Genomic DNA, 25776 nt, shown 5'->3' with positions numbered 1-25776 from the left:
GAGGGCGCGTTCGCCCTCCCCCCTCGGGTCCGCGGCCGTCCGCCTGTCGTAGGGTCGCTTGATCCTTACCGATCGAGGGAGTTGACGATGGGACGTGGATTACGGCGGGGTGCCCGGGCGGCGCTGACGGCGGTGGCGGGAGCCGCGCTGCTGGTGGGCTGTACGGACGAACCCCCAGAGCGGGTCATGCCCGGTCCGGCCGCCACGGCCACGGCCGCTCCCCCGGAGGCCGCGGCCCTGGCCGAGCGCTACCGGGCGGGCGGCGGGGATCCGGACGTGTACGGGATACAGGTCGAGGAGGGTCCGGAAGGCGTGCCCCGGGTGATCGTCCGGACGCGGAACGCGGACCCCGAGGACGCGACCTTCCGCCGGCAGAACACCTCGGTCACCGCCCACCTGATGACGAAGGAGGGGGCTTCCTTCAAGAAGGGCTACTTCATCGACGTCTTCGGCCCCGACGGCAGGCTCGTCCACCGCATGGACGCCCGCCCCTAGGGAATCTTCGCCGGGGCGTGGGCCGCCGGCCGCCGACCGCTCCCCCGACGCTGTTCTACGATCACGGTTCGGCGCTCGTGCGGGACGCCGTACGAGGACCGGATGGACTGGGGACGGGAATGGCGATCAACAGGCCTGGCCTGCCGGAGGACCTGCCGGCGGCCGACGTGTTGTGGGCGCGGTGGGCACTGGCCGCCGTACTGGAGTCCACGGCGAAGGCGGAGTCCCGGGGTGCGCGCCGCGGCGGCACGTGGATCGACGGCCGGGGACTGCACCTCGACGACCGGGGCTGCACCTGGTGGACGCTCCAGCAGGTGCGGGAGGGCCGCTATCTGCTCTACGGCGAGGACGAGTCCAGTGCCGTCAAATGGCACGAGCCGGCGATCGACATGCTGGCGCAGGCGCCGGACTGGCTCCCGTACGAGCGCCTGCGGGCGCTGTCGGAGGGCTGGGAGCTGGGCTGCGTGTACTGGTACGAGGACGGCGCCTGGGCCCGCGCGCCCTACCCGGATGACCTGGACGACGACGGCCTCGACTGCGGAATGAGCCGTTTCGCGGTCCGTGAGGAAGCGCTGCGCGACCTGATCGCCTCCGAGCGTGGCCTCCCCCGGCTGCGGGCGGACCACCTGTTGGCCGCGGCCGAGGCGCGCGGCCTCACGGCCGCCGAGGTCCGGGAGCTGCTGGACGCCGCCGCCGCGGCGGCGGAGTACGTACCGGCGGACCGGGAGGCGCTGCTGAGGTCCCTGGAGCTCGCGGCCCTGACGGCCCCCGATTCCGTGACCGCGACCCCGTCGGACCGCCCGGCCGACACCCGGTAGCCCCTCCGCGGGCCGACCGGGCCAGGGCTCCCCGCCCCTCGGGACGGGGAGGTTGCGACCTGCTCCGGAGCCCGCCTCTCGCGGGCCCACGGCCTCCCGGAAGTCACCGGGTCGGTGATCCGACCTTCCTGTGCGGCGACCGCGAGCGATGGGCCACGGCGATACACAGGGTGCAGAAGGCGCAACCGCGCTTCGACGAGCCCGGCACGCTTTCCCGCGTGTCGAGCAACTCCCGGAACATGTAGGACGGTCGGGGCAGCGTGGCCTCCGACGCCGAGACGCTGGTCTTCATGAGGTGTCCTCCCGACGATGAGCCGAATGGGTTCACCCAGCCTCACCGCGCACGGGATGTCCGGCCGTCCTACGAACGGACGACCCCGCAGGGCCAACGCGAACCGGCAGCCTCGGTCGCCCGCTTCTTCGCGAGGGGCAAGACTGGAAGGTGGCTGTCGTACGCACGGGAGGATCGATGAATGCGACGTTCTTGCACGACGCGAATCTGAGGCTCGAAGTCGGTTCACCGGAATGGTCCGCGTTCACCGCGTCACACGGGATTCACGTCACGGGATATCACGGCGACATGGGCCCGCTGACCGAGCAGCTCGAAAAACACGCGGCGACCTTTTCGTACCTTCCCGTTCTGAACTATTTCCATCTGCGCGACGATCCCGCCTACACGCCGATCGCAAGCGCCCTCTACGCGGCGGACGGCACCACCGGGATCCCGAGCCTGCTCATCGTCCCCGTGGCCGGTGACGCCACCGATGTCGGCGACCTGCGCGGCAAGCGGCTCGCGATAGCGCACCGCTTCTGCACGACGAGCTTCCTCGCACCGATGCTGGCGGTTCACGACCTGGGATTCCGGATCGACGACTTCTTCGGTGAACTCGTGATCACGCCGCCCTACGAGGGCCAGGTGGAGGCGGTCGTGAACGGCGCGGCGGACGCGACCTTCATCCAGGAGGACGTGTGGCTGAAAGACCCGGCCAATGCGAAAACCACGCGCGTGATCGCCCGGAGGGACCACCTTCCGACGCCCCTTTTCATCGCCGGTACGGAGGCTTCGCCCCGGCTGCGGTCGGCCGTCCTGCGCTTTCTGCTGACCTACCGGCCACAAATGAACGGGGCCACCCTTTTCTCCGGATTCGCCCCCTACGATTCCGTGGCCGTCGAGGAGATTTTCCGCATCACCGCGGAAGCCGTCGCCCGCTGAACTCCACACGGCGGCGCCGGCGGCGCAAGGGATCAGGAACGGGGAGCGAGCGGCTTGCGGATCGCCTGACGGATGTGATGCGCTCGGGATGCGGCTTCGTCCAGGCTGGGATTCTCGGGAAAGGCAACGACGGCGACGGTGTTGGAGTCGCCCCAGCCGCACACGGTCCTGGCAGGGTGGGGGGCGGAGACCACGCTCTGGCAGCTGATGTCGACGTCGGATCCCGGTACGCGAATCGTGCGCGCCGGATCGAGGACGCGCATGCCGCCCGTCAGGGTCGATGCCTCGATCAACGCGTCACGCTTCGTCCCGGTGAATTTGAAGCGCCCGGACACCGCGGTGACCTCCACCTTCGCTTCGGAGCCCGGCGCCGCGCCGACGAGGAGGTAGTCCGCGGTGAGGTACACCCCCTCCAGCTCGCCGAACCTCGCCTTCTGCGGTACCCGGAGCGACCTGCCCTCCGGATCCTTGACGTAGGCACCGTCCAGCAGGGCCTCGGGGAGCACCACCTCGTACGTGGCCTTCGGAAAGGTGAACGGGGCGTACGCGACCAGCCAGAGCGTCAGCGCGCCGATGCCGACGAGCGCCAGGCCCGAACCCGTGAGGATCTTCGTACGGCGGCTCCCGCGGCTCCGTACGGAGGCTCCGGCGGCTGCCGCGGTTGCCGTCACGGTCCGCGCCCGGTTCGGGGACGGGACCGTCACCGGCACGTCCACGGCGGTCCGGGAGGCGCCGGGCACCGGCTCGCCACGAGGATCGGCCCGCCCGGGAACGGCCTCGGGCGAGGTGAGCAGGTCGAGGATCCGCTCGGGCGAGGGCCGCGCGCCCGGGTCCTTCGCCAGACAGTCGGCCACCACGGTGCGCAGTGCCGGGGGAAGGGCACTGAGGTCGGCCGGTTCGTGCACGGCCCGGTACATGAGCGTCATCGACGTCCCGTCCCCGAACGGGTCGCCTCCCGCGGCCGTGACGAGGATCGCCCCGAGGGCGAAGACGTCGGCGGCGGGTCCGACCTCCCGCCCCTGCGCCTGCTCGGGCGCGAGGAACCCCGGGGTGCCGAACGCGGCACCGGTGGAGGTCAGCCGTGTCGACTCCAGGGCTCGGGCGATCCCGAAGTCCAGCACGCGTGGACCGTCCTCGGCCATGATGATGTTGCCCGGCTTCAGGTCCCGGTGGACCAGCCCGCACGCGTGCACGGCCTGGAGCGCCTCCGCCAACGCCGCGCCCAACCGCCGCAGGCCCGTCTCGTCCATCGGCCCGCGCTCGGCGAGCAGGCGGGACAGGGTCGGTCCGGGTACGTAGGCGGTCGCAAGCCAGGGCGCCGGGGCTTCGGGATCGGCGTCGACCACCTGGGCCGTGTGGAATCCGCCGACCTTGCGCGCCGCGTCGACCTCGGCCCGGAACCGGGCGCGGAAGTGCGGATCGGCGGCCAACTCGGGCCGGGCCACCTTCACCGCCACCGGCCGACCGCCCCGGGAACGGGCCAGATACACCGTCCCCATCCCCCCGGCCCCGAGTTCGCCCTCCACGACGTACGCGCCCACGCGCACCGGCAACACCACGATCCCCCCGCCCCCTCGGGTCCCTCGACACCGTCAGTCCTTCGCGGATCAGTATGAACAACCGCCGGGACCTCGTCACCGCCCGGCTGTCCGTGCTCGTGACCGGGAGCGCGCCGCTTTGGCGGGGTGGGGGTGGTCAGCGGGCGCTGCCGAGGTTGCGGTCGGCCTCGGACCCCTCGAGCATCAGGGTGGTCTCCTCGATGCGTCGGAAGCGGCCGTCGGGGGCGAGGTCGGCGAACACGTAGACCTCCATGCTCACGGTCGTCCCGTCCTTCTTGGTGAGGTGGCAGGTGTGCCGGTCGGCGTACCGGTCGCCGTCGTGGAGCTCCTCGTGGACCTCGATCTCGCCGGCCGCGACGAGGGTCCGCAGATGGGCGACGTGGTCGAGGAACCGGGAGCGGTCGGCCCACTCCCCGTCGGTGCGCTGGCGGTAGTCGGGGGTGAAGTGCCGGTCGGCGGCTTCGGTGAGGGTGATCCCGTCGTTGAGGAGCAGGTCGGTGAGGGCGGCCTTGATGCCGGTGCGGGTCATGTGAGGTCCTTCCAGTGGATGCGGCTGCGGATGCGGTCCGCCGGGGCGGGGGTCAGGCGCGGGTGTCGGTGTGGGTGAGGGTGTCGTCGAGCCAGTCGTAGATGCGGGCGATGGACAGGCGCATGGCGCCGGGGTGGCAGTGGGCGCCGGCGCCTTCCTCGGCGGTGAAGAGCATGAGCGTCTTGGGACAGGTGAGGTGGTCGTAGAGCTGCTCGGGCTGACCCTGGAAGAACATGTCCTCCGCGGCGTCGCAGACGAGGGTGGGGCACTGGATCCGTTCGGCGATGCCGTCGGCGAGGGTGTAGTCGAGGTAGGAGGCGTTGAAGGCGCGGGGGGTGTCGACGCCCATGACGTACATGCCGTGGTGGAGGGCCCAGCGGGCGATGGGGTCCTCGGTCATGATCCGCTCCAGGGCGGCGTCGAGTTCCGGGGCGGAATCCGCGCGCAGGAGGCGTTCGGCCTCCTGCCGGCCGCCGGGGATGTTGCGTACGGAGATCTGGCCGAGGTCGTACAGCCCGTCGACGGCTATCAGCGCGGCCGGCCGGTGGTCGAAGGCGGCGGCCCGGGGGGCGAGCACTCCGCCCATGCTGAGGCCCAGCAGTCCGATGCGGCTGTTGTCGATCTCCGGGACGGTCTCGGCGAAGTCGATCACCGGGGTGATGACGTTCTCCCAGTCGGGGCGGAAGACCAGGCCCTGGTGGTGGCGCGGCCCGGGCATTCCGGGGCCGTCGAAGACCAGCACGGTGTAGCCGCGCTCGACGCCGGCCAACGCGCCGAAGAAGTGCATCTCCTCCGCGGTGCCGTCGAAGCCGTTGTGCATGATCAGCGTCGGTCGGGGGGTGCCCGAGTCGTCGACCCGGTAGAGGTAGCCGGGCAGCGTGGTGTCCTCGTAGGGGATCCGGACCGGCTCGATGAGGGGGCTGGTGTAGAGGGCGGCGGCGGCCTGGAAGCACTCCACCGAACGGTCGTAGGCGTGGTCGTGGCGCGGGTCGCAGTCCTTGCCGTGCAGGAAGAACTCCGACGACCGGTAGTAGTTCGAGGCCCGCAGGAAGCCGTCGCGGGCGCTGACGCGGTGGCCGGCCGCCAGCGCCTTCTCCGCCTCCGACGAGACCCGCTCGGCGGTGGCGAACCATTCGGTGTACCAGCTGTCGTAGTCGCCCTCGGTGATCCGCTCGCCGGTGGAGACGACCTCGCCGAAGTCGGCGCCGCCGTAGGCGATGTGGCTCAGCGAGCGCAGGGTCTCGTACCAGAACTGGGCGTTGTTCGGGAACAGCAGCGGCTTCACGGCAGTCTCCTCCGACCGGATCCGTAAGCACAGATTTGTGCTTACGAGATGGACCATAGACCCTCGCCGACTCAGAAGCAAATATTTGTGCTTACGATGGGGGTGTGACTCAGAAACAACCCGCCTCACGCATCCGCAGGAGCCCCGAGCAGGTCCGCACTGCCGTCCACCAGGCGGTCATCGACCTCCTCTCGGACCCCGAGGGCGAAGGCCTCACCATCCCCGCGATCGCGGGGCGCGCCGGCGTCAACCACACCAGCGTCTACCGGCGCTGGGGCAGCCTGGAGGCACTGCTGGCCGACACGGTCACCACCCGCCTCGAACGCGATGCGCCGCTGAACGACACCGGCAGCCTGCGCGGTGACCTCATCTCCTGGGCCGAGGGAAGCGTCGTGGGCATGGCCACGCCCGAGGGCCGCGCACTGGTGCGCGCCGTCGTCCTGTCCATGCCCAACAGCGCCCAGGCCCAGGACGAGCGCGGCCTGCATTTCCGGCGCCGCATGCGGTCCATCGAGCAGATCCGGGAGCGGGCCGAGGCCCGGGGTGAGGAGCCGCCGCCGGTGGAGCAGATCCTCGACCAGTTGATCGCGCCGTTCTACATCCGGGCGATCTTCGGCATCGACGTGCCGACGACCGGCTACCCGGAACTCCTCGTCGACCGACTCCTCGGCGGCGTGCGGGGGCCGGATCCGGCCTGAGGACCGTGCGGCCGGGGCGCGCCGGCTCCCCCGTCACGACGCCGGCGCCGAATCCGGCTTCGGCGGCCGGCGGCCGGCGGGATCTCCACCCGCTTCTCCACCCCCGGGTCCAGGTGCGGCGGGCGGCGTCACAGCAGTCTGGAGGGCATGACAGCAACCGAGTGGATCACCGACATCGCCCTCCTCCTGGTCGTCTTCCGGCAGCTGCGGGAAGGACGCCTCGACCACAGGACGTTCCTGCTGCCGCTGGGGATCGTGGCCTTCGTGGCGTACTCGTACCTGGACTCCGTCCCCACCGCCGGCAACGACCTCGTGCTGATCGCGACCCTGACGGCCGTGGGCGCCGCTCTGGGCATCGCGGGAGGGATGTACACCCGCATCCGCGCCCTCGACGGGAACCTCCTCATCAAGGCGGGTGCCGTGTCGGCGATCCTGTGGATCGTGGGCATGGGAGCGCGGATGGGGTTCCAGACGTGGGTGCAGCACGGCGGCGGCGCCGACGACGTCGCCCGGTTCAGCCTCGCCCACCACATCACCGGCGAGCAGGCATGGGTGACGGCCTTCGTCCTGATGGCCCTCACCGAGGTCGTCACCCGAGTGGCCACCCTCTTCGTCCGCAGCCGGACGGTACGGGCGGCCACCGCCGTGCCCGTGCTCGGCGGGGTGGCCTGACCGTGCCGTATCTTCGGCGTGTGCCCGCAGAACACAGCGCTCCGCTCCCCGGCGACGACACCGGCCGGGGCGCGGGCGCACGCCCCGTTCCCGGGCACGACCCGCGCGTGCAGTGGGTGGCCTCCCTCGCGGTCGTCGTCGTGGGAGCCCTGACGATCCGGCCCATGGGCACCGAGGGCCGGGGGCTGGTGGTGGCCCTCCTCTTCGTGGTCAACTCCCTGGCGCTGCTGGCCCGCCGCCTTCCCGAACACAGGGTCTCCCCGCGCCTCGCCCTCGTCTGGTTCACGCTCGGGGTGATCGCGGCGGCCGCGCTGATCGGCCTGAGCAGCAGCGGAACGGGCTACCTCTTCGCCTTCTTCCTCTCCGGTCACATCGGATACCGGCTGGCGACCCGGACCGCCCTCGCCCTGGCCGGGTTCTGCAGCCTGCTCTGCGGCGCCGTGCTGTTCCTGCGCCTCGGGCCGGGGCACGAGCTGCTGCCGTGGATGTTCGGCCTCGCCACCGGCGCCCCGGTCGTGATCGGCATCGTCAACCGCAGCCGGCGCCAGGCGGTACGGGCGGCGATCGACGCGGCGGAGTCGGCCGAACGCGCCGCCCGGGCCGAGGCGCGCACCGCCGTCCTGACCGAACGCGGCCGGATCGCCCGGGACGTGCACGACGTCCTGGCCCACTCACTCGCCGGGATCAACATGCAGTTGGAACTGGCGGACGCGCTGATCGAGACGGGCGACCTCGACAAGGTCCGCGAGGCCCACGCCAAGGCGCACGGCCTGGTCAAGGAGAGCCTGAAGCAGGCGCAGTGGACGGTGCACTCCCTGCGCGAGGACGCGCTGCCGCTGCGCGAGACGCTGACCGCGATGCTGGCGTCCTCCGGGCAGCACGACGCCCTCGCCCTCACCGTCACCGGCGACGAGCACGAAGTGCCCGCCCGGACCGTCCAGGACCTGCTGAGGATCGCCCAGGAGGCACTGACCAACGCGGCCCGGCACGCCCCGGGGGGAACCGTCGACATGGAGCTGGCGTTCACCCCGGAGTCCACCGCGCTGAGGATCCGCAACCGACCCGCCACCCGGCGGGCGGCCCCGGGCACGGGCAGCGGAATGGGACTGATCGGCATGCGCGAACGCGTCGCCCTGCTGGGCGGAACGCTGACCGCGGGCCCGGTCACCGAAGGCCCGCACCAGGGCGACTGGCAAGTGGAGGCAGTGATCCCGCGATGACCGGACGAGCAGCGCATCAGCAGGAGTTGAGGGTGGTCGTCGCCGACGACCAGGCCGCCGTCCGCGAGCCCCTCGCCGCGGTCCTCGCCCTGTCCGAGGGCATCGAGGTCGTCGCCGCCGCCGCGAACGGCGCCGAGGTACTGACGGCCGTCGCCGCCGGCCCGGTGGACGTCGTGCTCATGGACCTGAGGATGCCCGTCATGGACGGCATCGAGGCCACCCGCCGCCTGACCGAGGAGCATCCGGAGGTCGCGGTGGTCGTCCTGACCACCTTCGCCGACGACGACTCGATCCTGGGCGCCCTGGGCGCGGGAGCCCGCGGATACCTGACCAAGAACGCCGGACGCCAGGACATCACCCGGGCGATCCGGGCGGCGGCCGCCGGCCAGTCCGTACTCGACCGCGAGGTGCAGGACCGTCTGCTCGCCACCGTCAGGGTCAAGGCGCCCGCCCCGGACCGGGCGCTGCCCGAGGATCTCACCCCGCGCGAGCGCGAGGTGCTGGCGCTGATCGGCCAGGGCCTGCCCAACCGGGGCATCGCCGAGCGGCTGTTCATCAGCGAGGCCACCGTCAAGACGCACATCAACAACCTGTTCGCCAAGGCCGGGATCCGCGACCGCCCGGACGCCGTCCGCCGCGCCATCGCCTCGGGCCTCGCCTGAACCGGGGCCCATCCGGCCCGGGGTGGCGCCGGGTCGGACCGGTGCGGGTGCGGTCGTCCCGCTTGGCGGCGGGCATCGCGGGTAGGCGGGGGGCCTGTCCATCACGTGGGCCGGCTTCCGCGCCGGCTCCGACGATCGGGGTGAGTCATGGTGAGGTTCGCACGCACGGCGGTTCCCGCGCTGCTGTCGGTGGCGGTGGGTGCCGCGCTGGTGTCCGCCGTCCCGGCGGCGGCGGTTCCGGGAGCGGCGGTTCCGGGAGCGGCGGTTCCGGGTGCGGCGGTTCAGGGTGCGGCGGTTCAGGCGCAGGCAGGGACGCCCACCTGCGCCGCCGAGGACCTGGGGGTGTCCGTCGGGACACCGGACGTCGGCGCGGGGCAGCTCTACGTACCGCTCGTCTTCACCAACGTCGGCGGCGGCTCGTGCACCCTCCTCGGGTATCCGGGCGTCAGTGTCCTGGACGCCGACCTGCGACGGATCGGCAACCCCGCCGAGCGGGACGGCCGGGCGGCGGAGCCCGTACGCCTCGCCCCCGGGGCCCGCGCGACGGCCGTCCTGCACACCACGAACGGCCCCATCGGCGGCCCCTGCCTGCCCGAGGGCACGTACCTGTCGGTCTACGCGCCCGCTTCGACGGAGGCGACCGTCGTCGACGCCGCCTTCCGGATCTGCTCGAACCGCTTCACGGTGGGCCCGGTCACCGCCTGAGCACGGACCCCTTGGACGCGGTTCCCCGCCGGCGGGGGCCGCCGTCCCGCGGCTCCGACGGTGCGGCCGCAGCGGGGAGGTCGAGAACGCGGGCGAGGGCGGCGGCGACGGGCCGGAAGTGGCTGGGCAGGTGTCCAGAGGCCCATTCGGCTGCCAGTGCGATTCCCCGCGTACCCCTGGAGAGCTACGTCGCAGGTTGGCTCCTGTGGGGGACGCGGATGACAGGGGCGCGAAGCGAATCTTGTGACGCACGCTCCGGACACACCGTCATCGCGGACGACCCGCTCTCCATACGCCCAAGGAACCGACCATGTCCCTCGCCACGGCCCCGACACCTGCTCCACAGGCCACGCCCGTCCGCATCATCGGGAAGTCGCTGCTTGTCGTTGTCGCCCTGAGCGCCTCGATCATCGCCTTCCTGACAGCCACGATCATGCTGGGCGCGTACTTTCCGGCCGTTCCCAAGGCGGGCGTCATCGGCCCGGTCATCGGCGGCCAGTATCCCTTCCACGTGGCGCTCCTGGCCGGCATAGGCGCGGCGCTGGGTTGCCTCGTATGGCGGCGTGGCCCGGCGCGCTGGGGGCGGGCCCTGACAGCGGTGACCTCTCAGTCGGCCATCGCCGCTCTGGTCATCGGCGGCGTTCAGTTCGCCGCCGCGCGCGACGCCGGCACAAGGGTCTCGTTCGGCCAGGTATTCAGCGGCCTCGGCTCCCGCGACGACGCCGCCCCGGACACGACCCAGGTCTATGCCACCCGGGACGGCGAGCGGCTCGAGGCGGACGTGTACCGGGCGAAGGTGAGCCCCGGTGGCAAGGCGCCCGCCGTCGTGCTCGCCCATGCCGGAGGCTTCCACACCTTCGACAAGAGCGACCTGCGCGGCACCGGCCGATGGCTGGCGGACCACGGTGTGACGGTCCTGGCCGTCGACTACACCCTGGCGACACCCGCACGCCCCACCTGGGACACAGCCCCGTACGACCTGATGGCAGCCCTGGGCTGGGCCCAGGAGCACGCCGATCGCTACGGCATCGACCCCTCCCGCATATCACTGGGCGGTATGTCGGCCGGCGGCACGCTCGCCATGAACACGGCCTACCGCCTCCAGAACGGCACCTTGCGGGCCGCCGACGGCCCCACTCCCAGGCCCCCACACTCGGTTGTCGGCTTCTATCCCGCAACCGATGTCAGGGGCATGTGGGAGGAGGACGTCGCCGGTACCCGTGAGGCCGCGGAACTCTTCATCGGCGGCACACCCGACGACCACCCCGAGCGCTATCGAGAGGTCTCCCCCACCACCGACGTCCGCGAGGGACTCCAGCGCACGCTGCTCGTCGTGGGAGACCGCGACCGAAGTGCCCGTCCCGGGACCGTCAAGGGCTTCGGTGCCTCGCTGCGCGACAAGGGTGTGGACGTCACGGTCAAGGAGCTCCCTTTCGCCGAGCACGCCTTCGATGACGTCTACGGCAGCCTCACCTCCCAGACGAGTCGTCAGATCCTGCTCGACTTCCTCCGTACGGACGCGTCACGCTGATCGCGCTCAGCCCGGCGGACGAGATGCCGGGGCAGCCCGGGTGGGGATGCGGGGCGGGAGCTCACGCCGGTTCGACGGGGAGCCACAGTTCGCAGGTCGCGGTGGTGAAGTCGGGCGCGCGATCGAGCGTGGCGACGATGGAGGGGCCCTGACGCAACCTCCACGGGTTGGAGGGGAACCAGTCGGTGGCGGTCGCCGCCCAGGTCGTCTGCAGGGCCTGCGGATGCGGTCCGCTGGTGCGGAAGACGGCCCAGGTGCCGTCCGGTACCTCGATCGCGTCGAGGTCTGCCGGGAGCGGTGTGTCCCGGTCCATCGCGACTCCGTGGAGGTAGGTCAGTTCGCTGCCCTCCCTCGCGTCCGGGTCGAGCCCGTCGCTCACCTGGAGCAGGCCCGCGGGTTCGCTGTCGCCGAGGGCCTTGAGCCTCAGGTGCTCCTCGGGGGGCAGTGCGGCGATGTGCGCCTGGATGTGCGGGTTGACGCCCTGGTGGATGAGGGGGACCCGGGTGGCATGCCCGACCAGGCGGAACACGGGTCGGACGACGAGGCGGGTTTCCATGGGGATGCTTCCTTCGACGGTCAGGCGGAACCTGAGTTGGGGTTGTGTGCGCAGGGGGCCTCCGTCGCGGCGCACGTCTGCGGGGCCGGCGCCGTGGACGGCCCGGAACGCACGGGCGAAGGCTTCGTTCGAGCCGTATCCGTGCCGCACCGCGATGCTCAGCAGATCAGCCTCGCCCCGGATGACGTCGGCGGCCGCGACGGTCATGCGGCGGCGCCTGACGTACTCCGACAAAGGCATGCCGGCCAGCGAGGAGAACATCCGACGCAGGTGGTACTCGGTCGTGCCGAGCGTCCCCGCCAGAGCGCGGACATCGAGATCCTCCGCGAGATGTTCCTCGACGAGTTCGACGAGCTGATTCAGTGCCGAGATCACAGGGCCTCCCTTTCGAACCCAACCTTGGCAGCGGTTCCCCGGCCCGCGCCCGATCGAAGCGAACCGATCCGATCGTGCCCCCGTGCGTCGAAGGGCCGGTCATCGCCGCTCTGCGCCGGGGGAGTCCGCGACCCGACGTAAGGTGGCGTCCCCGTGTCGCGAACCCGCGGCCGGGACCAAGGAGGCGCGGTGCTCGCCAACTCGTCGGCGGTGGCGGCCGGGAGACGGCATTCGGTCGGACTGCGCGGGGACGGAACCGTTCTCGCCGTGGGTCACGGGGCGGCCGGTGAATGCCGTGTCGAGCGGTGGGAGGACGTGGTCGCGGTGGCGGCCGGCAACGTCCACACCGCGAGGAACACGGGCGGTTCCCATACCGTGGGGCTGCGGTCCGACGGCACGGTCCTGGCGACGGGGTGGAACGGCGACGGGCAGTGTGACGTGGCCGGATGGCGGGACGTCACGGCCGTGGCGGCGGGCTGGCGGCGCACGCTCGGGCTGCTCGCGAACGGCCGCGTGGCGGCGGTCGGCCGGAGCGCCGAGGGGGCGTGTGACGTGCGGTCCTGGCGCGAGATGGTCGCCGTCTCGTGTGGTGACTGGCACTCGGTCGGTGTCCGGGCGGACGGTCGCGCCCTGGCCGTGGGGAACGACCGTCGCGGCCAGTGCGCGGTCGAGGGGTGGCGCGACCTGGTCTCCGTCTCGGCCGGGTATCTCCACACCGTCGGCCTCGGGGCCGACGGGCGGGCCGTCGCGACCGGGGACCGGAGCACCGGAGCGTGCGAGGTCGAGGAGTGGGAGGACGTGGTGGCGCTCGACGCGGGCAGCCACCACTCCGTCGGGGTCACCGCGTCCGGGCGCGTCCTCGCTGTGGGGGACAACGGCCACCGACAGTGCGAGGTCGGCCACTGGCGCGAGATCGTCGCCGTGGCGGCCGGTTCGACGCACACCCTCGGCCTGCGCGCCGACGGCAGGGTCGTGGCCGCCGGGAACAACGCGCAGGGGCAGTGCGAAGTCGGCGGCTGGTCCGCGGTCCGCGCGCCCGGGCGGTGAGGAGGTCGCCGCCGGGACGTGTGGCAGGATCATGACATGACGGATGCGAGGGCGCGGCGCGTCGCCGTGAAGCACGTCGCCACGGTGCGGGCCGCCAGGGGCGTCATCCACGCCATGGACGGCGACCGGCTCCTCCTGGACCGGGGACGGAGCCTGGAGGTCCACCGGCGCGACACCTTCCTCTCCCTGGGCGCCGTGCGTCCCCTGTCGCGGGTGGAACTGCCGTCGGTGACGCGGGGCACGGTCACGCCCGACGGTGGTTTCGTGCTCTGCGGGGAGTTCCGCGTGTGGTGCCTGGCCCCGGACGGCGGCACCCGGTGGGAACTGTCCGAGGGGATCTGGCCCGACGGCATCCGCGGCGACCGGGTTCGGGGCGACGTGACGGTGAGTCCGGACGGGTCGCTGGCGGCCGTGGTGAAGGCGACGCTCGTCACCGATCCCGCCCTGCCCGCCGCGCGGGTCGACGACGGTCCCGAGGGGCGCCGGTACGGGGCGGACGTCCTGCTGTTGCTCGACACCTCGACCGGTGAGGTGGTCGGCCGGCAGGCGTTGGACGTCCCGGTACTGCTCACCGCCGGTCATGTGTGGCATCCGGACGGGTCCCGGATCGCCGTGTCCTGCTGGGACTTCTGGGACAGCTGGATCACCTACTGGATGGCGGTCGACGGCGACGGGCCGCGGATCCTCGCCCGGACGACGTTGGAGGAGGCCACCGGTTTCCTCCCGGGGTCGACCCGACTGCTCACCATGCGGCGGGCCGAGGGCTTCGGCGGGGCGCGGGAGGCCGACGAGGTGGCGGCGTACGACACCGAGACGTCCGCGCGCGTGGCGGCGTACGACATCGCGGACCTGCTCGCCGACCGGGGGAACCCTAGCCTGACGCATCCGTACCCGCTGGACGCCGAGCGGTTCATCCTGAGCGTCGGCCCGCGCGCCGGCGACGCGGGCGGGCGCGGCACGCACTGGCTGTGCGACGCGGACACCCTCCGCCCGCACGGCCGTCTCGACTACCCGGAGCACCCGGGCGCCGGCCACACGGTGACCCCCCTCGACGACGGCACCTGGCTCACCCGGCGCGGCAGACGGGTCGACCGCTGGGCCCTCGCCTGAGCCCGACCCGCCGCTACCGTGAGGGGGCGCCGCGTCGGGCCGCCCTACGGGGTCTGCGGGCCGGGTGGTCCGGATCCTCCTCGGCCGTCGGCAGGGCGGCGTGCCCCTCCGAGTGATCGTTCACCCATCCGCACAGCGGGCAGGCGTATCTGCCGTTCAACCCGGCGATCAGCGTTCCGCACTGTCTGCATTCCGTCTCGGTGATCTCCAGCGCGGACAGAGGAGGTTCCTCGCCGCCGGGCGGGCTCGCCGGTTCCCATCGCGTCATGGGCCCACGCTAGCGCCCCGGCCCGCGGCCGTGCCCACGCGGTTCACGCTCCCACGTACACGAAGGCGGACCAGCACTGCGGCGACGCGAAGGGCCGTCCCCTCCCCCACAGGCTCAGCTCACGGCGCGAGAGCCCCGGTGGAGCGGCCAGGAGCGCGGGGAACGCGGCCGCCAGGTCGGCGTAGGTCGCGTCCCGCAGCCATCGCTGGGCGCGGCGCAACGCGGTGGCGGGCGGCAGACCCTCCGTACGCCATTCCCGGTAGAAGCGGGCGACGAACAGGGCGGTCGCCTGGTCGCCGACGGCCCACAGGGCGGAGATCACGCCTGCCGCCCCCGCCTGGAGGAATCCCGCCGGCAGGCCGATGACCTCGTCGGGGGCGTCCAGCCCGACCAAGGCCGTCTCGCAGGCCGAGAGCACGACGAGGCGGGCGCGGAGGGGGGCGTCGAGCAGGTCCCCGACGGTGAGTCGGTCGTCGGCGAGGAGGATGCCGCTGCGGCGGGGCGCCTCGAAGTCGACTGCCCCGTGGCAGGCAAGGTGGATCACCTGGTGGTCGGCCAGGGCGGCGAGGACCGCTTCGCGGTTCGCCGTCGGGGGCGAAAGGCGCAGGGCTCCGGGCGTGAAGTGGCCGATGATCTCGTCGATCTCGGCGCCGGTGAACCTCAGCCGCCGGTCGGGGTCCGGTCCCTGGTCTTCGACGGCGAGCAGCCGGTCCTGCACGGTCGTCGACGCCAGGTGGTGCGCCGCGTTGTAGGCGGCGGCGCCCGGGGTGTAGGAGAACGTCGTCCGGTCCAGGGCGTGGTCGCCGCCGGGCAGGCGGGCGGCGTGGACGGGGAGCAGGCCGAGTGCGCCGAGCGGTACCAGCACGCAGTGTTCGACGGGGCCGACGGCGTCCAGGAGCGGGGCGACGACCGCGGTGCCGAGCCAGTCCAGGGTGGTGGTCAACGCGCGCTTCCAGGCCGCGGGTTCGCCGCGCCGTTCGTGGTGGGCCACCAGGAAGCTCGCGGTGAGCTCGTGGAGGGCCTCGGTGGTCAGGTTCGGCAGTTCGACGAAGCGGACGGCGGGCCGCGGCGCGTCGGTGGTGATCAGGGCGTAGCCCCCGCCGGGGGTGGCGGCCAGGTGGACCAGGGGTCCGCCGGCGGAGCGCGCCGCGCGGAAGGCCTCGCCGGCGCCGGTCGGCCGCAGGAATTGCGAGGCGCCCGGTTGAGCGCGTACCAGGTCGACGGCGGAGCGGAGTTCGGCGCGGGCCGTGTCCATCTCCCGCGCGGGCGTCGAGGCCCGGTCCGGGTCCGGAGCTCCGTCGGGCAGGACCGTCGGCCCGGCAGCCGGCCCGGCAGCCGGCCGGGCCAGGAGGGTGCGCACCCGCGCCGCGGCGCGACGGTAGCGTTCGGCGGGTTCGTCGGACACGGCGCCGAGGTCGGCGCGGTCGAGGCGCAGGGCCTCCTGGAGCAGGACCGCACGGCCCTCCTCCAGGATCTCCACGGCGAGCTCCGGCCGACCGGTGCGGGCCAGGGCGTAGGCGTGCAGCACGGGGAAGCCGCCGCGCAGGCCGAGGAGGAACTCGCGGCTGCCCGGCAGGGCCTGGGCCTCGTACAGGTCGAGGAACTTCTCCCGGGCGGACTCGAAGATCGTCAGCGCGGTCGGCCAGTCCTCGTCCTGGACGGCCAGCCTGCCCAGTTCGGCTTCGAGCATGGCGGCGAGCAGCGGGGGCAGGTCGGGCAGCGCCCGTTGGTCGGCGAGGGTCGAGCGGGCGTCCCATCGGGCGGAGGGGTCGGGGGTGGTGCGGTCTCGGTGTGCGTCGATCATGGCGCGGGCCAGCCGTGCCATCGGGGTGTCGAGCCCGTCGAGGAGTTCGCCGGCGAGGCGGATCCCCGTCGCGTCGGGCACGGAGGCGTGGACCAGGGCCGCGGACTCGCGCAGGTCCGGGGTGGGAAGGCCGGCCTCGTCCGCCAGGCGCAGGACGGCCGTGACCATCGAGCGGGCGCGTGCCAGATCGGCGTCGGCGCGCAGCAGTCGGTGGCGCTGGGTCAGCGCATGGGCCAGGGCGAACGCGGTGTGCGCGGTCTCGGAGGTCAGGGGGTCGTGCTCCGACGCGGTGGTCGCGGGTTCCTCGTCCTCGGTGAGGGGGCGTCCGGGTTCGAGAGCCGTACGCAGTCCGACGGGCAGGCACGCCTCCAGCAGTTCGACGGCGGTGGTGGCGTCCTCGGCGCTGCGGTTCTGGTCGGAGCGCAGGAGGAGCAGCTGCGCGAGCCTCTCGCGGGCGATGGCGGGGGCGTCCGCCCGCGCGAGGTCTCCTTCGCCCAGCACGATCGCGCGTTCCAGGTCGACATCGGCTCCGGAGTCCATGGCCCGTACGGACGCCAGGTCGCTCATGCGCCGCCTCAGCGCCTCCTCGAACCCGTCCAGTTCGGCCGGGTCCACGCCTTCGACGCCCCGGAGGCCGACGCCGGCCAGGAGTGCGCCTCGCAGTGCGGTGATGGTGCCGGCGGCGAGCCGTCCGCGCCGGTCGCGGGGCGACACCGAGTCGTAGCGGGACAGCACGACGGAGGCCACCTCGGGCAGCCGGAAGAAGGGGGTGGCGGGATCGTGGACCACCTCGTCCAGCAGGCGCGCGCCGCGCGGCGCGTCCGGCTCCGCGCCCCGGTCGCCTCCGGCGCGTCGTTCCAGCAGGGCGTCGGCGAGTTGGAGCCGGATCATCGCGGGTTCCGGCGGTCGGCGGCGGCGACGGATCCTCATGCGGTGCCCCCTTCGGCGGGCCGGTCGCGTTCGTTCATCCACTTCAGCGCCGTGGCGGCGTCGGGCGGGTCGGCGGCACCCGGCGCGATCACCTCGGCGAGGGTGGTCTCCAGGAGCTCGATCTGGCGATCCAGGTCCTCGGGGTCGCCCGTCAGCAGATGGCGTGCGCGCAGGGCGTAGGCGAGGTTGCCGCGCAGCCTGGGCAGTTCGCGGTTGACGTCCCGCTCGGGCGGGAGGGTCAACAGCTCCTCGAAGAGGGTGACCGCCGCGTCCAGGTGGCCCTTCACCGCTCGCTCCGCGTGTTCGGTGCCCTGCGGGTCGAGGTGCGCGTCGGCGGCCACGGCCTCCGCCCGGTCCACGAGGGCGTCGGCAAGGACGGCTCCGGTCTCGAAGCGGTGCTCGGGGGTGGTCTCTTCGAGGGCAAGGGCTTCGGTGGCCGCCCAGACGGCCCCGTCGAGGTCCTCGGTCCGGCCCCGGCGTTCGAACAGTTCGTGCTTGAGGTCGGCCATCGAGACCAGGCAGATGCTCCGGTTCACCGGCGTCAGGACCGGGTCGACCAGCGCCTCGGCGTAGGCCTCCTCGGCGGCGTCCAGGTCCTCGGGGTCCAGGGTCAGCTCGTAGCGGCGGGCCCGTACGGCGCCGAGGTCCACCAACGCCACGTTGCGGTAGGGCGGGGCTTCGGCGAGTGCGTCGAGCGAGGAGGTCAGCAGGGATTCGGCCAGGTCGAGGTCCTCCACGGCCTCGGCCCCCACCCTCAGGTAGCTGCGGTCACGCAGCAGGCGGGCCACGTCCAGCGCCGACCGGGCGGCGGTCATGCCGTGACCCGCCCGCGCGGACCGCTGATGGGCGCCGAGTCCCGCTTCGATCGCCCGGTCGAGCCACTCGGGGTCGCGGGTGTTGATGAAGAGGGCCGCGAAGGAGGCGCGCTTCCATCGTTCCCCCCAGCTGATCACGTGGTCGGCGGCGCTCAACGGCTCCTCCTGTGCGGGTGGTCCGACGGGTGGTCCGACGCGGTCAGGAAGCGGCTTCGGTGGTGAAGGTCGGGTCGGTCCCCGCCAACCCGCGCACCAGGTAGGTCGTGAGCGTGGCGCCGGCGCGTCGCTCGTCGTCGGGGTCGGTCGGCACGGGCCACCGCAGCCGCCGGTAGAGCAGGTGCCGGTGCAGGTCCACGCTCGCTTCGAGGAGGTCGGCGTAGACGACGGCGCGGCCGGGGAGCCACCACCGGTGCGTCGCCAGGGCGAGCAGGAGGCCGATGGGGATCGCCCACGGGTTCCAGCAGCCGAACGTGACGAAGCCCAGCCCCCAGATCACGGTGGCGACCGATCGGTCGAGCGCCGCCCGGGCCTCGGCCAGCGCCAGGCGGTCCTCTTCCGGCAGGCTCAGCCACAGGTGGGGCCAGAGCGCCACGACGTCCAGGCCGTACTTGTCCCGGGGGCGGGTCTCGGCGGTCCGCAGGACGTTGCCGACGCGGGTCGGCATGCGCAGTTCCTCCCGGCCCGGGTCGCGGTTGAGCCGGGCGTCCAACGCGGCGTAGCGGGCCCGTTGCGGCGCGGTGGCCCTGCCGTCGTGGACGGGGCCGGCGAGTTCCTGGCGTTCCTCTTCCCACTTGCCCACCTGGGCGGTCCGCTTGGCGGTGCGGGCCGCGCGCAGGCGCTTGGGTCCGTAGCCCTGCAGCAGGCGCAGGACGGGCCGGGTCAGCAGGCGGACCAGGAGGGTGCTCGCGTACACGCCGATGAACACCGTCGCGACGAGGACGATCACGGCGAGGACGGGCAGCTCCTGCACCAGGTCGGCGAGCCGTTTCAGTTCGTCGGGGCCGCCGTGCGCGGACAGCCAGGCGAGCCCTCCGCCGGTCCAGAACACCAGGCGCGGTCCGAGGACGGTCATTCCCCGGTCGACCAGATGGCCGACGACGGTCTCGCCGATGGTGTCGATCACGTGGTCACCAGTTCCAGCGGAACGCCGTGGGTGCGGCACTCGGGTACGGGATCGGAGAGGCGCATGCGGAACCAGACCTTGTCACCCGCGACCGGGCAGGCGTAGCGCTGCGCCTCGACACCGGTGCCGTCCCCGGCGGGCCGCTCGTAGCCCCCCGCCCGCTCCGGCTCGTCCCGCGCGACCTCGGGCGGCAGCCGGTCGGGGTGTGCCAGCACGGCCGCCGCCCAGTCGAGCAGGGCCGGCTTGGCCGCGAGCAGGTCGGTCAGTTCCTCGTCGACGAGCTCCGGCTCCCGTTCGTCGGCGATCAGCCGGGCCAGGTCCGCGTCCAGGGCGGCCGCCTCGTCCTCGGTCACCGTCCCGGCCTCGACGAGGTGCGCCAGCGACCCCCTCAACAGGCTTGCGATATGGACCAGTTCACCGGACTCGCTGGACTCGCCGGGCTCACTCGACTCGCTCGCCGCGGTCACCGCGGTCTCTTCGGCCGACTCACGCGGTTCGCTCGGTTCGCTCGGTTCGCTCGGTTCGCTCATGGTTCCCCCGTCTCGGAGACCTCGGCCGGGAGGCCTCGACGGATCCGATACCGGCATGTCGCCCGCGCTGTCCCCCGAACCCCGACCCACGGGCGGCCTCCCCCCTCGGAACGCCGCCGCGCAGGTGACCCTCTACCCGGCCGACAAGGCCGGCAATCGATGCCGGAGGGCGGGAAATACACCCATGCGAAAATATGACATGCGGCGTTCAAGCGAGGGCTTGTTCCCCACGCGGAAGACGCCGGCCGCTCCACCTGCCGGAATGACGCCAGAGCTCCCTGAGGGCCCCCATCGCCTCGCGTTCGACGCGCGCGAGTTCACGGAGACGGGAGCCGGCGTCGACCAGGGGGCCGGCGTCCCCGGACGCGCCCGCCGCCTCGACGAGCGCGGCCACCTCGGTCCACAGGGTCGCGGCCTCTGCGTACAGCCGGTGGCCGGTGCGCAGGCGGTCGCTGTCGACCAGCTGGGCGCACTCGGCGAGGAAGTCCCGGTAGAGGTTGCGGAACAGGGCGCCGCCCGTACCCGCCCGCTCCATGAGCAGGGCGGTCCGTGACAGGTCCCGCCTCGGATCGTCGCTGCGCCGCAGCCACTTCGGTACCCGCTCGGCGGTCTTCTCGATGCCTCGGTGGCCCAGGTTCGCGATGGGCGGGTTCAGGAAGGCCTCGGCGCAGTGCGCGATGGCGGGCAGGATCCGCTCGTGCGGCGACGCGAGGGCGCCGGGCGCCGTGAGGGTGAAGGAGCGGTGCCTGGCCGTCATCGGACCGCGCTCGGCCCTCGCCCGGGCCAGGGACGCGAGGCCCGTCGTGACGGCTCCGCCCTGCTGCTCGGTGTCCACCAGGTAGGCGTCCCGCGCGTCGTAGCCGTACATCGCCACGACGTGCCCGCCGAAGTGCGCCCGGGTGTCGAAGTAGTCCAGGTGGTAACTGTCGAGCTGGAGGCCGACCGGTCGGCCGGCGTCGATGGGCGCGGTCACGTTGCGCCATGCCTTGCCCGGGGAGGTGGTCTGCGCGACGAGCAGTTCGAGCCCGAGCGCTCCGGCCAGGTTCCTGGTGAGCTCGAAGGGCTTGACCCGGCCTCCCAGGAAGGGGAAGTCCATGCCCTTGGCGTCCCAGTAGACGAAGGACAGCCCGGAGCCGAGGCCGAAGATCATGGGCTCGGAAAGGTCGATGCCCTCGTGGCGCAGCAGCACGCCGAGCGCGGTCGTCTCGCAGTGCAGCGCTCCGCGGGCGTCGACGCCCTCCACCATGGTCATGCCGCTCATTGTGCTCCCTCGCGCGCCCGCCGGGGCCGAGTCCCCGCGGGGCACGGGATCGCGGTGCGCGAGCACACGTGCCGATGCACGGCGGTGACTTCCTTGATCGGACACCCGGGCAGCACAACGGGGCGTGCCGGTCCGGCCCGAGGGCGCCCGGCGGCCTCAGCACGCCGTGGCGGGCCCGACGAGAGCGAGTACCGCCTGTCCGGCAAGCCGGTACGCGTAGCGGCCCCGTGCCCGGGAGCCGTCGTTCCCGCGGACGTGGAGGAGAAACGGTGTGCTCCTCCGCGGGTTCGTCGAACGCGCGGGTGCGCGTGCCGAGGAGGAGCGTCACCCCGGCCTGCTCGGACTCGCCGTGCAGGCCGGCTTCCGGTGCGTCCGGCCACTGTGGGGCCGTCAGAGGGCCTCCCGGTGTTCGGGGGCGTTGCGGGTCTTCACGCCGGTGACGACGAGCGTGAGTCCTACGGCGACGATGCCGAGGTAGGCGGCGGGCGGGAGGTCGACGATCTTGTGGATCCAGCCCCACTCCGTGCCGAAGAAGGTCCGCGAAACGAAGCTGACGAGCCCCTGGGCCCCTATGACGTAGCCGATGCTCTCGACGGTGTATCCGATGGTCTTTCGCACGGACCAAGCCTCTCGCGCCGGCGCCGCGAGATCGTCCTCCGCAAGGCCGAACTCGCGGTAGGCCAAAGGATGCAGTCGCGCACCGGCAGGCGGGGCGGCGGCGGCGGTCAGAAGACGTCCGTGGTCCAGAGGTGGTACATCTCCTCCGCGATGTCGAGGGCTTCCCGCGCCCCCTCGCGCCAGGCGCGTCGCGCGGATTCCGCCGGCACGGCGTCGAGCGCGAGGTGGAGGTCGGCCGGCATCCACGCTCCGCCCCAGTCGTCGAGCTCGGACCGCGGCCCGTCGGCCCGCGGCGGGGTCGGGGGGATGACGTGACCCTCGCTCCTGAGGATCCTCAGGGCGGTCTCGCGCTGGTGCCTCATGAGGTGCCTCGGGGAGCGGATCCCGAAGTGGTCCGGGAGGATGGCGTTCCCGCGCAGGTAGGCGTCCCACGCCGCCTCGGCCGCGCCTTGGTCGCGCCAGTCGACGTCGGGGAGCTCCATGGAGGGGCGCTCGGCCGACGGGACGGCGGGCGGCGCGCTCGCCGCCGGCCGGGCGGATCCCACGACGGTGAAGGCGAGTTCGTGGAGCGGTACCGGCAGCGTGACCCGCCGCCCCGTCCCGCTCACCCAGCCGGTCGTCCTTCCCTCCGTGATCCGGACGGTGTATCCGCCGTCGTCGAGCCCTTGATGCCCACGGAACACAGCGCCGTCGAGCGCCTCGGTCGGCACGCCGTTCGACTCGAAGAAGCTGCGGATCGGCGGTTGCCCGCTCGCCGGAACGATCTCGAAGTCGCACCACCGGTCCGGGTCGAACCCGTCGAGGCGGAGCGTGTAGCGCATCTCCCGCCGAGCCACGCCGTCTTCCACGACGTACGTCTTCCTGACCAGCGCGCAGGTGACGTACGTACGCCCCTCTCCGTCGGGAATCCGCACCTCCAGGCGCGTCAGCGCCCGGTGTCCACCGTCCTCGGACTCCGTCTCGACCCAGTCGGTGTGCAACAACTCGCCGGTCATCCTGTCCTCCCCTGCCCGTGCGCGGCCGGCGGTGGGACCGCCGTTCGTCGCCGCGTCGAAATCGTGTCGAAACGTGTCGCCGGCGCCCCGGCCCGCTACTCCGGCGGGGTGCCGTCCCAGCGCCAGGTCGTGAGACGCGCGTGGCCCGGGAGTTCGCCGCGTCCGGTCGCCCACAGGAGGGTCGGCCAGGGAGCCGTCGACGACGGCGCGTGCGGGAACAGCCGGGCGAGCGTCCGCGCGCACAGGTCGGCCGGCGGGTTCCACGCGAGACCGAGCCCCTGCGCCAGGTCGTACGTGTGCACCAGGGTCTCCACGATCCCCATCGCGGCGAATCCCTCGGGGTCGGAGTTGCCGAAGACGTGGTGCGCGCGGGTACGGTCGGGCGTCGTGCGCACCATGGCGACGAGCAGCGCGCCGCTCGCCTCCAGGACCTGGAGCAGGCCGGCGGGACCGGCCGCTCGGTTCGCGTGGATGGCGTTCGCCGGGCCGCCGGGCCGCCGGGGCTCCCACACGAACGGCACGTCGCCGTCCAGGGGCGGTGACTTGGGGCCCAGTTGGGCGGCGTAGGCGAAGAGGTCGTCGCTGAGGTGCTCGACGGTTTCCCAGCAGTCCCATTCCAGCGAGCCGGCTTTGCCCTCCCATGCCGCCGGTGGCGCCTCGCGCAGGGCCGTCACGGCGAGTCCCACGGCGAGGTCGAGGTCGTCCGCGGTGACGGGCGGTCGGGAGACGGCGCTATCGGTTGATCGGAGCATGGCAGGACCGTACCCCGAGAGGAGCGATCCGCCGTCTGCTTTTCGATCAGTGCGGCGAGAGGTGCGGGCATCGCCGCGCCTGCTCGTGGCGGTGCCCTACGGTCGGGCGGCATGACGACGCTGATCACGTACGCCGGCCCGGGCGCACCGGGAGCCGCGGTCACCCGAATCGGCGGCCTGCCACTGGCCCCGCCCGGGACGGCGTGGCCGACCTGTGCCGAATGCGGTGGCCCGCTGAGGTTCCTCGCCCAGTTCCGCCTGGACGGGGCCGGTTCGGTCCTGGCCGGGGGCGGCCGGCGGCGACGGCGGGCGTACGCGTACGTCCTGGCGTTGTTCGCCTGCCAGAACCGCCTCGGCGTGTGCCGGGACTGGAGCGCCGACTCCGGCGCCAACGCCGCGCTGCTCCTGCCGGCGCGGGGGCTGCGCCGGCTCGCGCGACCCCGGGGCGGGCCCGCCGGCGGCGAGGTCGACGTCGAGAAGCTGTTCCTCGGAGCGACCCACGCCGTCGAGCCGTACGAGGCCGCCGAGGCGGACTACGACGCCGCGTGCGCCGCGTGGGCGGCCCGGACCGGTCGGCCCCGCAACGACGTCCTGGGGCGGTTGGGCGGCCCGCCGGCCTGGCTCCAATGCGACCGGACCCCCGCCTGTCCGGACTGCGCCGAGCCGATGCGGTCGGTCGTCCAACTCCAGGAGGGGCCCGACCCCCTCACCGCCATGAACTTCGGCACGGGCCGCGCCTACGCCTTCGCGTGCGTCCCGTGTGGCGAGGCGGCCTTCCTCTGGCAGTGCTGACGTCCCACCGCCCGACCCCGGACGGCGGCCCGTGCCGGTCCGCGCTCAACCCCGGCGCGGAACGCCCTCGACCCTGCCGTCCGCCGTGCGGACCCTGACCCGGCCCTCGTCGTACTCCATCGTCACCAGGGCGCCGGAGGGCACGACCTGTACCCGGACGCCCGGGCACTCGTCCGTGATCCGACGCACCGCCTCGTCCACGTCCGCGCCGTCCAACTCGGGCCACTCGCGCTTCTCGAACTCGTCCATCGGGCTCCTCGGGAACAGCACCGGCACCGGCAGTACGGACACCAGGCTACGGGGCCACGTGACGCGGATCACGGGCGGGGCCGGCCCGCTCCTGTCACGTTCGGGGCGTCCGGGCTGTCCCCTGTTCGTACCCCATTCCAGGAGGAAGACGATGAGAGTCCTGCTCGCCGGCGCCACCGGTGCCATCGGCCGACCGCTGACCCGGGCGCTGCTCGACGGTGGGCACCAGGTGCTGGCGCTCGCCCGCGGCGAGGGGTCCGCGGCGATCGTGCGCGGGCTCGGCGCCGAGCCCGTCCGGGCGGACGCGCTCGATCGGGACGGTCTGCTGCGCGCCCTCGACGGTGTCTCGGCCGACGCGGTGATCCACCAGTTGACCGCGCTCAAGTCGCCCAAGCGCAAGCTGACCGCGGACGATCCGAGCAACGTGCTCCGCGCACGCGGCACCACGAACCTGCTGGAGGCGGCGGGCGCGGTCGGCGCCGCCCGCTTCCTCACGCAGTCCCTCGTGCTCGGCTACGGATACCGCGACCACGGCGACCGTTTCCTCACCGAGGAGGACCCCTTCGGGGTGCGCGGCGGCACCATCGCCGACCACGTGGTCACCGGCCTGTCGGAGGCCGAGGGCCGACTCTTCGAGGCCCGGCACGTGGCGGGCTGCGCCCTGCGCTACGGGGTGTTCCACGGCCCCGGGACCTGGTTCGACCCGACTCCGGGGAGCAGGGGCGTCCCCGTTCCGGTGGGTGGGGGCGGCGTCGTGCCGTGGATCCACGTGGAGGACGCCGCCTCGGCCACCGTCGCGGCGCTGGAACACGGGCGGGCGGGCGAGGCGTACAACATCGTCGACGACCGGCCCTCGACGTGGGGCGAGCTCGCCGCGGCGCGTGCGACGGCGACCGGTGGCCGCACGGTGCGGCTGCCCGGGTGGGCGCTGCGGACGATGGTCCCGTACCTGGGGGCGCTCATGCTGGACACCCGGCTGCGGGTGTCGGGGGCGAAGGCGGCCCGGGAACTCGGTTGGACCCCGCGCCACCGCGACCACCGGGCGGGCATGGGCGTCGCCTGAGCCGGGGTCCGTGGCCGTGCCTGTGCCCGTGCCGGTGCCGGTGCCGGACACCGACGCGCGAACGATGCGAGTGGGGGTCGCCTCATCCGCGGGCCCGGGCC

The 25776-nt window shown here is 73.0% G+C and carries 28 protein-coding genes; 13 read left to right on the top strand and 15 right to left on the bottom strand.

Translation table 11 applies throughout. The features are described 5' to 3' along the window. Positions 1–87 precede the first annotated feature (87 nt). Together ACZ6ZI_RS28905 and ACZ6ZI_RS28900 are read left to right on the top strand one after the other, a co-directional pair. A complete protein-coding gene (locus ACZ6ZI_RS28905; protein ID WP_469525549.1) occupies positions 88–495 on the top strand; it encodes a hypothetical protein in 408 nt (135 codons plus the stop codon). Between the two features lie 119 nt (positions 496–614). Then, positions 615–1313: a hypothetical protein gene (locus ACZ6ZI_RS28900; RefSeq protein WP_469525546.1), complete on the top strand. Its 699-nt coding sequence runs from the start codon at positions 615–617 to the stop codon at positions 1311–1313. 103 nt (positions 1314–1416) lie between these two features. Here the strand turns inward: ACZ6ZI_RS28900 and ACZ6ZI_RS28895 are convergent, their stop codons facing one another. Further along, on the bottom strand, positions 1417–1605 hold the full coding sequence (locus ACZ6ZI_RS28895; protein WP_469525544.1) for a hypothetical protein: 189 nt from the start codon (positions 1603–1605) through the stop codon (positions 1417–1419). A gap of 177 nt (positions 1606–1782) precedes the next feature. On the opposite strand from ACZ6ZI_RS28895, the gene ACZ6ZI_RS28890 reads away from it, so the two are divergent. Further along, the gene (locus ACZ6ZI_RS28890; protein WP_469525543.1) at positions 1783–2526 is read left to right on the top strand and encodes a phosphate/phosphite/phosphonate ABC transporter substrate-binding protein; all 744 of its coding nucleotides are present in this window, start codon (positions 1783–1785) and stop codon (positions 2524–2526) included. A 32-nt stretch (positions 2527–2558) separates the two neighbouring features. On the opposite strand, the gene ACZ6ZI_RS28885 is transcribed toward ACZ6ZI_RS28890, so the two are convergent. The 3 genes from ACZ6ZI_RS28885 to ACZ6ZI_RS28875 form a co-directional block, all read right to left on the bottom strand. Continuing rightward, positions 2559–4085 carry a serine/threonine-protein kinase gene (locus ACZ6ZI_RS28885; protein WP_469525541.1) on the bottom strand — a complete coding sequence of 509 codons (1527 nt, stop codon included), beginning with the start codon at positions 4083–4085 and terminating at the stop codon, positions 2559–2561. 136 nt (positions 4086–4221) lie between these two features. Beyond that, positions 4222–4614 (bottom strand): nuclear transport factor 2 family protein, encoded by a 393-nt coding sequence (locus tag ACZ6ZI_RS28880; protein ID WP_469525538.1) that lies wholly within the window; start codon positions 4612–4614, stop codon positions 4222–4224. A gap of 52 nt (positions 4615–4666) precedes the next feature. Beyond that, positions 4667–5899 (bottom strand): alpha/beta hydrolase family protein, encoded by a 1233-nt coding sequence (locus ACZ6ZI_RS28875; RefSeq protein WP_469525536.1) that lies wholly within the window; start codon positions 5897–5899, stop codon positions 4667–4669. 104 nt (positions 5900–6003) lie between these two features. On the opposite strand from ACZ6ZI_RS28875, the gene ACZ6ZI_RS28870 reads away from it, so the two are divergent. The 6 genes from ACZ6ZI_RS28870 to ACZ6ZI_RS28845 all read left to right on the top strand — a co-directional run bounded on the left by ACZ6ZI_RS28870 (position 6004) and on the right by ACZ6ZI_RS28845 (position 11387). Then, on the top strand, positions 6004–6597 hold the full coding sequence (locus tag ACZ6ZI_RS28870; protein ID WP_469525535.1) for a TetR/AcrR family transcriptional regulator: 594 nt from the start codon (positions 6004–6006) through the stop codon (positions 6595–6597). Between the two features lie 147 nt (positions 6598–6744). Further along, a complete protein-coding gene (locus tag ACZ6ZI_RS28865; protein WP_469525533.1) occupies positions 6745–7269 on the top strand; it encodes a hypothetical protein in 525 nt (174 codons plus the stop codon). Between the two features lie 164 nt (positions 7270–7433). Continuing rightward, a complete protein-coding gene (locus ACZ6ZI_RS28860; protein WP_469525780.1) occupies positions 7434–8489 on the top strand; it encodes a sensor histidine kinase in 1056 nt (351 codons plus the stop codon). Beyond that, positions 8486–9151, top strand: coding sequence for a response regulator transcription factor (locus ACZ6ZI_RS28855; RefSeq protein WP_469525531.1), 666 nt, complete (start codon positions 8486–8488; stop codon positions 9149–9151). The genes ACZ6ZI_RS28860 and ACZ6ZI_RS28855 overlap by 4 nt, the downstream gene beginning before the upstream one ends. Before the next feature lie 147 nt (positions 9152–9298). Further along, on the top strand, positions 9299–9856 hold the full coding sequence (locus ACZ6ZI_RS28850) for a DUF4232 domain-containing protein (RefSeq protein ID WP_469525528.1): 558 nt from the start codon (positions 9299–9301) through the stop codon (positions 9854–9856). Between the two features lie 310 nt (positions 9857–10166). Beyond that, positions 10167–11387: an alpha/beta hydrolase gene (locus tag ACZ6ZI_RS28845; RefSeq protein WP_469525527.1), complete on the top strand. Its 1221-nt coding sequence runs from the start codon at positions 10167–10169 to the stop codon at positions 11385–11387. A gap of 61 nt (positions 11388–11448) precedes the next feature. On the opposite strand, the gene ACZ6ZI_RS28840 is transcribed toward ACZ6ZI_RS28845, so the two are convergent. Then, entirely contained in the window at positions 11449–12318 is an 870-nt protein-coding gene (locus ACZ6ZI_RS28840) for an AraC family transcriptional regulator (protein ID WP_469525525.1), read from the bottom strand. A 189-nt stretch (positions 12319–12507) separates the two neighbouring features. On the opposite strand from ACZ6ZI_RS28840, the gene ACZ6ZI_RS28835 reads away from it, so the two are divergent. Together ACZ6ZI_RS28835 and ACZ6ZI_RS28830 are read left to right on the top strand one after the other, a co-directional pair. Then, positions 12508–13365 carry an RCC1 domain-containing protein gene (locus ACZ6ZI_RS28835; RefSeq protein WP_469525524.1) on the top strand — a complete coding sequence of 286 codons (858 nt, stop codon included), beginning with the start codon at positions 12508–12510 and terminating at the stop codon, positions 13363–13365. 36 nt (positions 13366–13401) lie between these two features. After that, a complete protein-coding gene (locus tag ACZ6ZI_RS28830; protein ID WP_469525522.1) occupies positions 13402–14475 on the top strand; it encodes a hypothetical protein in 1074 nt (357 codons plus the stop codon). A 13-nt stretch (positions 14476–14488) separates the two neighbouring features. On the opposite strand, the gene ACZ6ZI_RS28825 is transcribed toward ACZ6ZI_RS28830, so the two are convergent. The 9 genes from ACZ6ZI_RS28825 to ACZ6ZI_RS28785 form a co-directional block, all read right to left on the bottom strand. Next, positions 14489–14743: a hypothetical protein gene (locus ACZ6ZI_RS28825; RefSeq protein ID WP_469525519.1), complete on the bottom strand. Its 255-nt coding sequence runs from the start codon at positions 14741–14743 to the stop codon at positions 14489–14491. A gap of 43 nt (positions 14744–14786) precedes the next feature. Next, positions 14787–17477 (bottom strand): CHAT domain-containing protein, encoded by a 2691-nt coding sequence (locus ACZ6ZI_RS28820; RefSeq protein WP_469525517.1) that lies wholly within the window; start codon positions 17475–17477, stop codon positions 14787–14789. Then, positions 17474–18448 (bottom strand): hypothetical protein, encoded by a 975-nt coding sequence (locus ACZ6ZI_RS28815; protein WP_469525515.1) that lies wholly within the window; start codon positions 18446–18448, stop codon positions 17474–17476. Before ACZ6ZI_RS28815 ends, ACZ6ZI_RS28820 begins: the two co-directional genes overlap by 4 nt. A 43-nt stretch (positions 18449–18491) precedes the next feature. Next, entirely contained in the window at positions 18492–19415 is a 924-nt protein-coding gene (locus ACZ6ZI_RS28810) for a hypothetical protein (RefSeq protein WP_469525513.1), read from the bottom strand. Beyond that, positions 19412–19945 (bottom strand): hypothetical protein, encoded by a 534-nt coding sequence (locus tag ACZ6ZI_RS28805; protein ID WP_469525510.1) that lies wholly within the window; start codon positions 19943–19945, stop codon positions 19412–19414. Before ACZ6ZI_RS28805 ends, ACZ6ZI_RS28810 begins: the two co-directional genes overlap by 4 nt. 208 nt (positions 19946–20153) lie before the next feature. After that, the gene (locus ACZ6ZI_RS28800; RefSeq protein WP_469525508.1) at positions 20154–21197 is read right to left on the bottom strand and encodes a BtrH N-terminal domain-containing protein; all 1044 of its coding nucleotides are present in this window, start codon (positions 21195–21197) and stop codon (positions 20154–20156) included. 399 nt (positions 21198–21596) lie between these two features. Beyond that, entirely contained in the window at positions 21597–21824 is a 228-nt protein-coding gene (locus ACZ6ZI_RS28795; RefSeq protein ID WP_469525505.1) for a hypothetical protein, read from the bottom strand. 107 nt (positions 21825–21931) lie between these two features. Further along, positions 21932–22819, bottom strand: coding sequence for a hypothetical protein (locus ACZ6ZI_RS28790; RefSeq protein ID WP_469525503.1), 888 nt, complete (start codon positions 22817–22819; stop codon positions 21932–21934). A 95-nt stretch (positions 22820–22914) separates the two neighbouring features. Further along, complete coding sequence (locus tag ACZ6ZI_RS28785) at positions 22915–23571, bottom strand: maleylpyruvate isomerase N-terminal domain-containing protein (protein ID WP_469525500.1); 657 nt, start codon at positions 23569–23571, stop codon at positions 22915–22917. A 111-nt stretch (positions 23572–23682) separates the two neighbouring features. Here ACZ6ZI_RS28785 and ACZ6ZI_RS28780 point away from each other — a divergent pair, with 111 nt between their 5' ends. Next, positions 23683–24363: a hypothetical protein gene (locus ACZ6ZI_RS28780; protein ID WP_469525498.1), complete on the top strand. Its 681-nt coding sequence runs from the start codon at positions 23683–23685 to the stop codon at positions 24361–24363. Between the two features lie 45 nt (positions 24364–24408). Here ACZ6ZI_RS28780 and ACZ6ZI_RS28775 read toward each other — a convergent pair whose 3' ends face one another. Beyond that, positions 24409–24612: a hypothetical protein gene (locus ACZ6ZI_RS28775; protein ID WP_469525497.1), complete on the bottom strand. Its 204-nt coding sequence runs from the start codon at positions 24610–24612 to the stop codon at positions 24409–24411. A 151-nt stretch (positions 24613–24763) separates the two neighbouring features. On the opposite strand from ACZ6ZI_RS28775, the gene ACZ6ZI_RS28770 reads away from it, so the two are divergent. Continuing rightward, a complete protein-coding gene (locus ACZ6ZI_RS28770; protein ID WP_469525493.1) occupies positions 24764–25675 on the top strand; it encodes an NAD-dependent epimerase/dehydratase family protein in 912 nt (303 codons plus the stop codon). Positions 25676–25776 lie beyond the last annotated feature (101 nt).

The organism is Streptomyces sp. NPDC103540, assembly GCF_055584445.1.
This window is presented reverse-complemented; position numbering and strand designations above follow the sequence as displayed.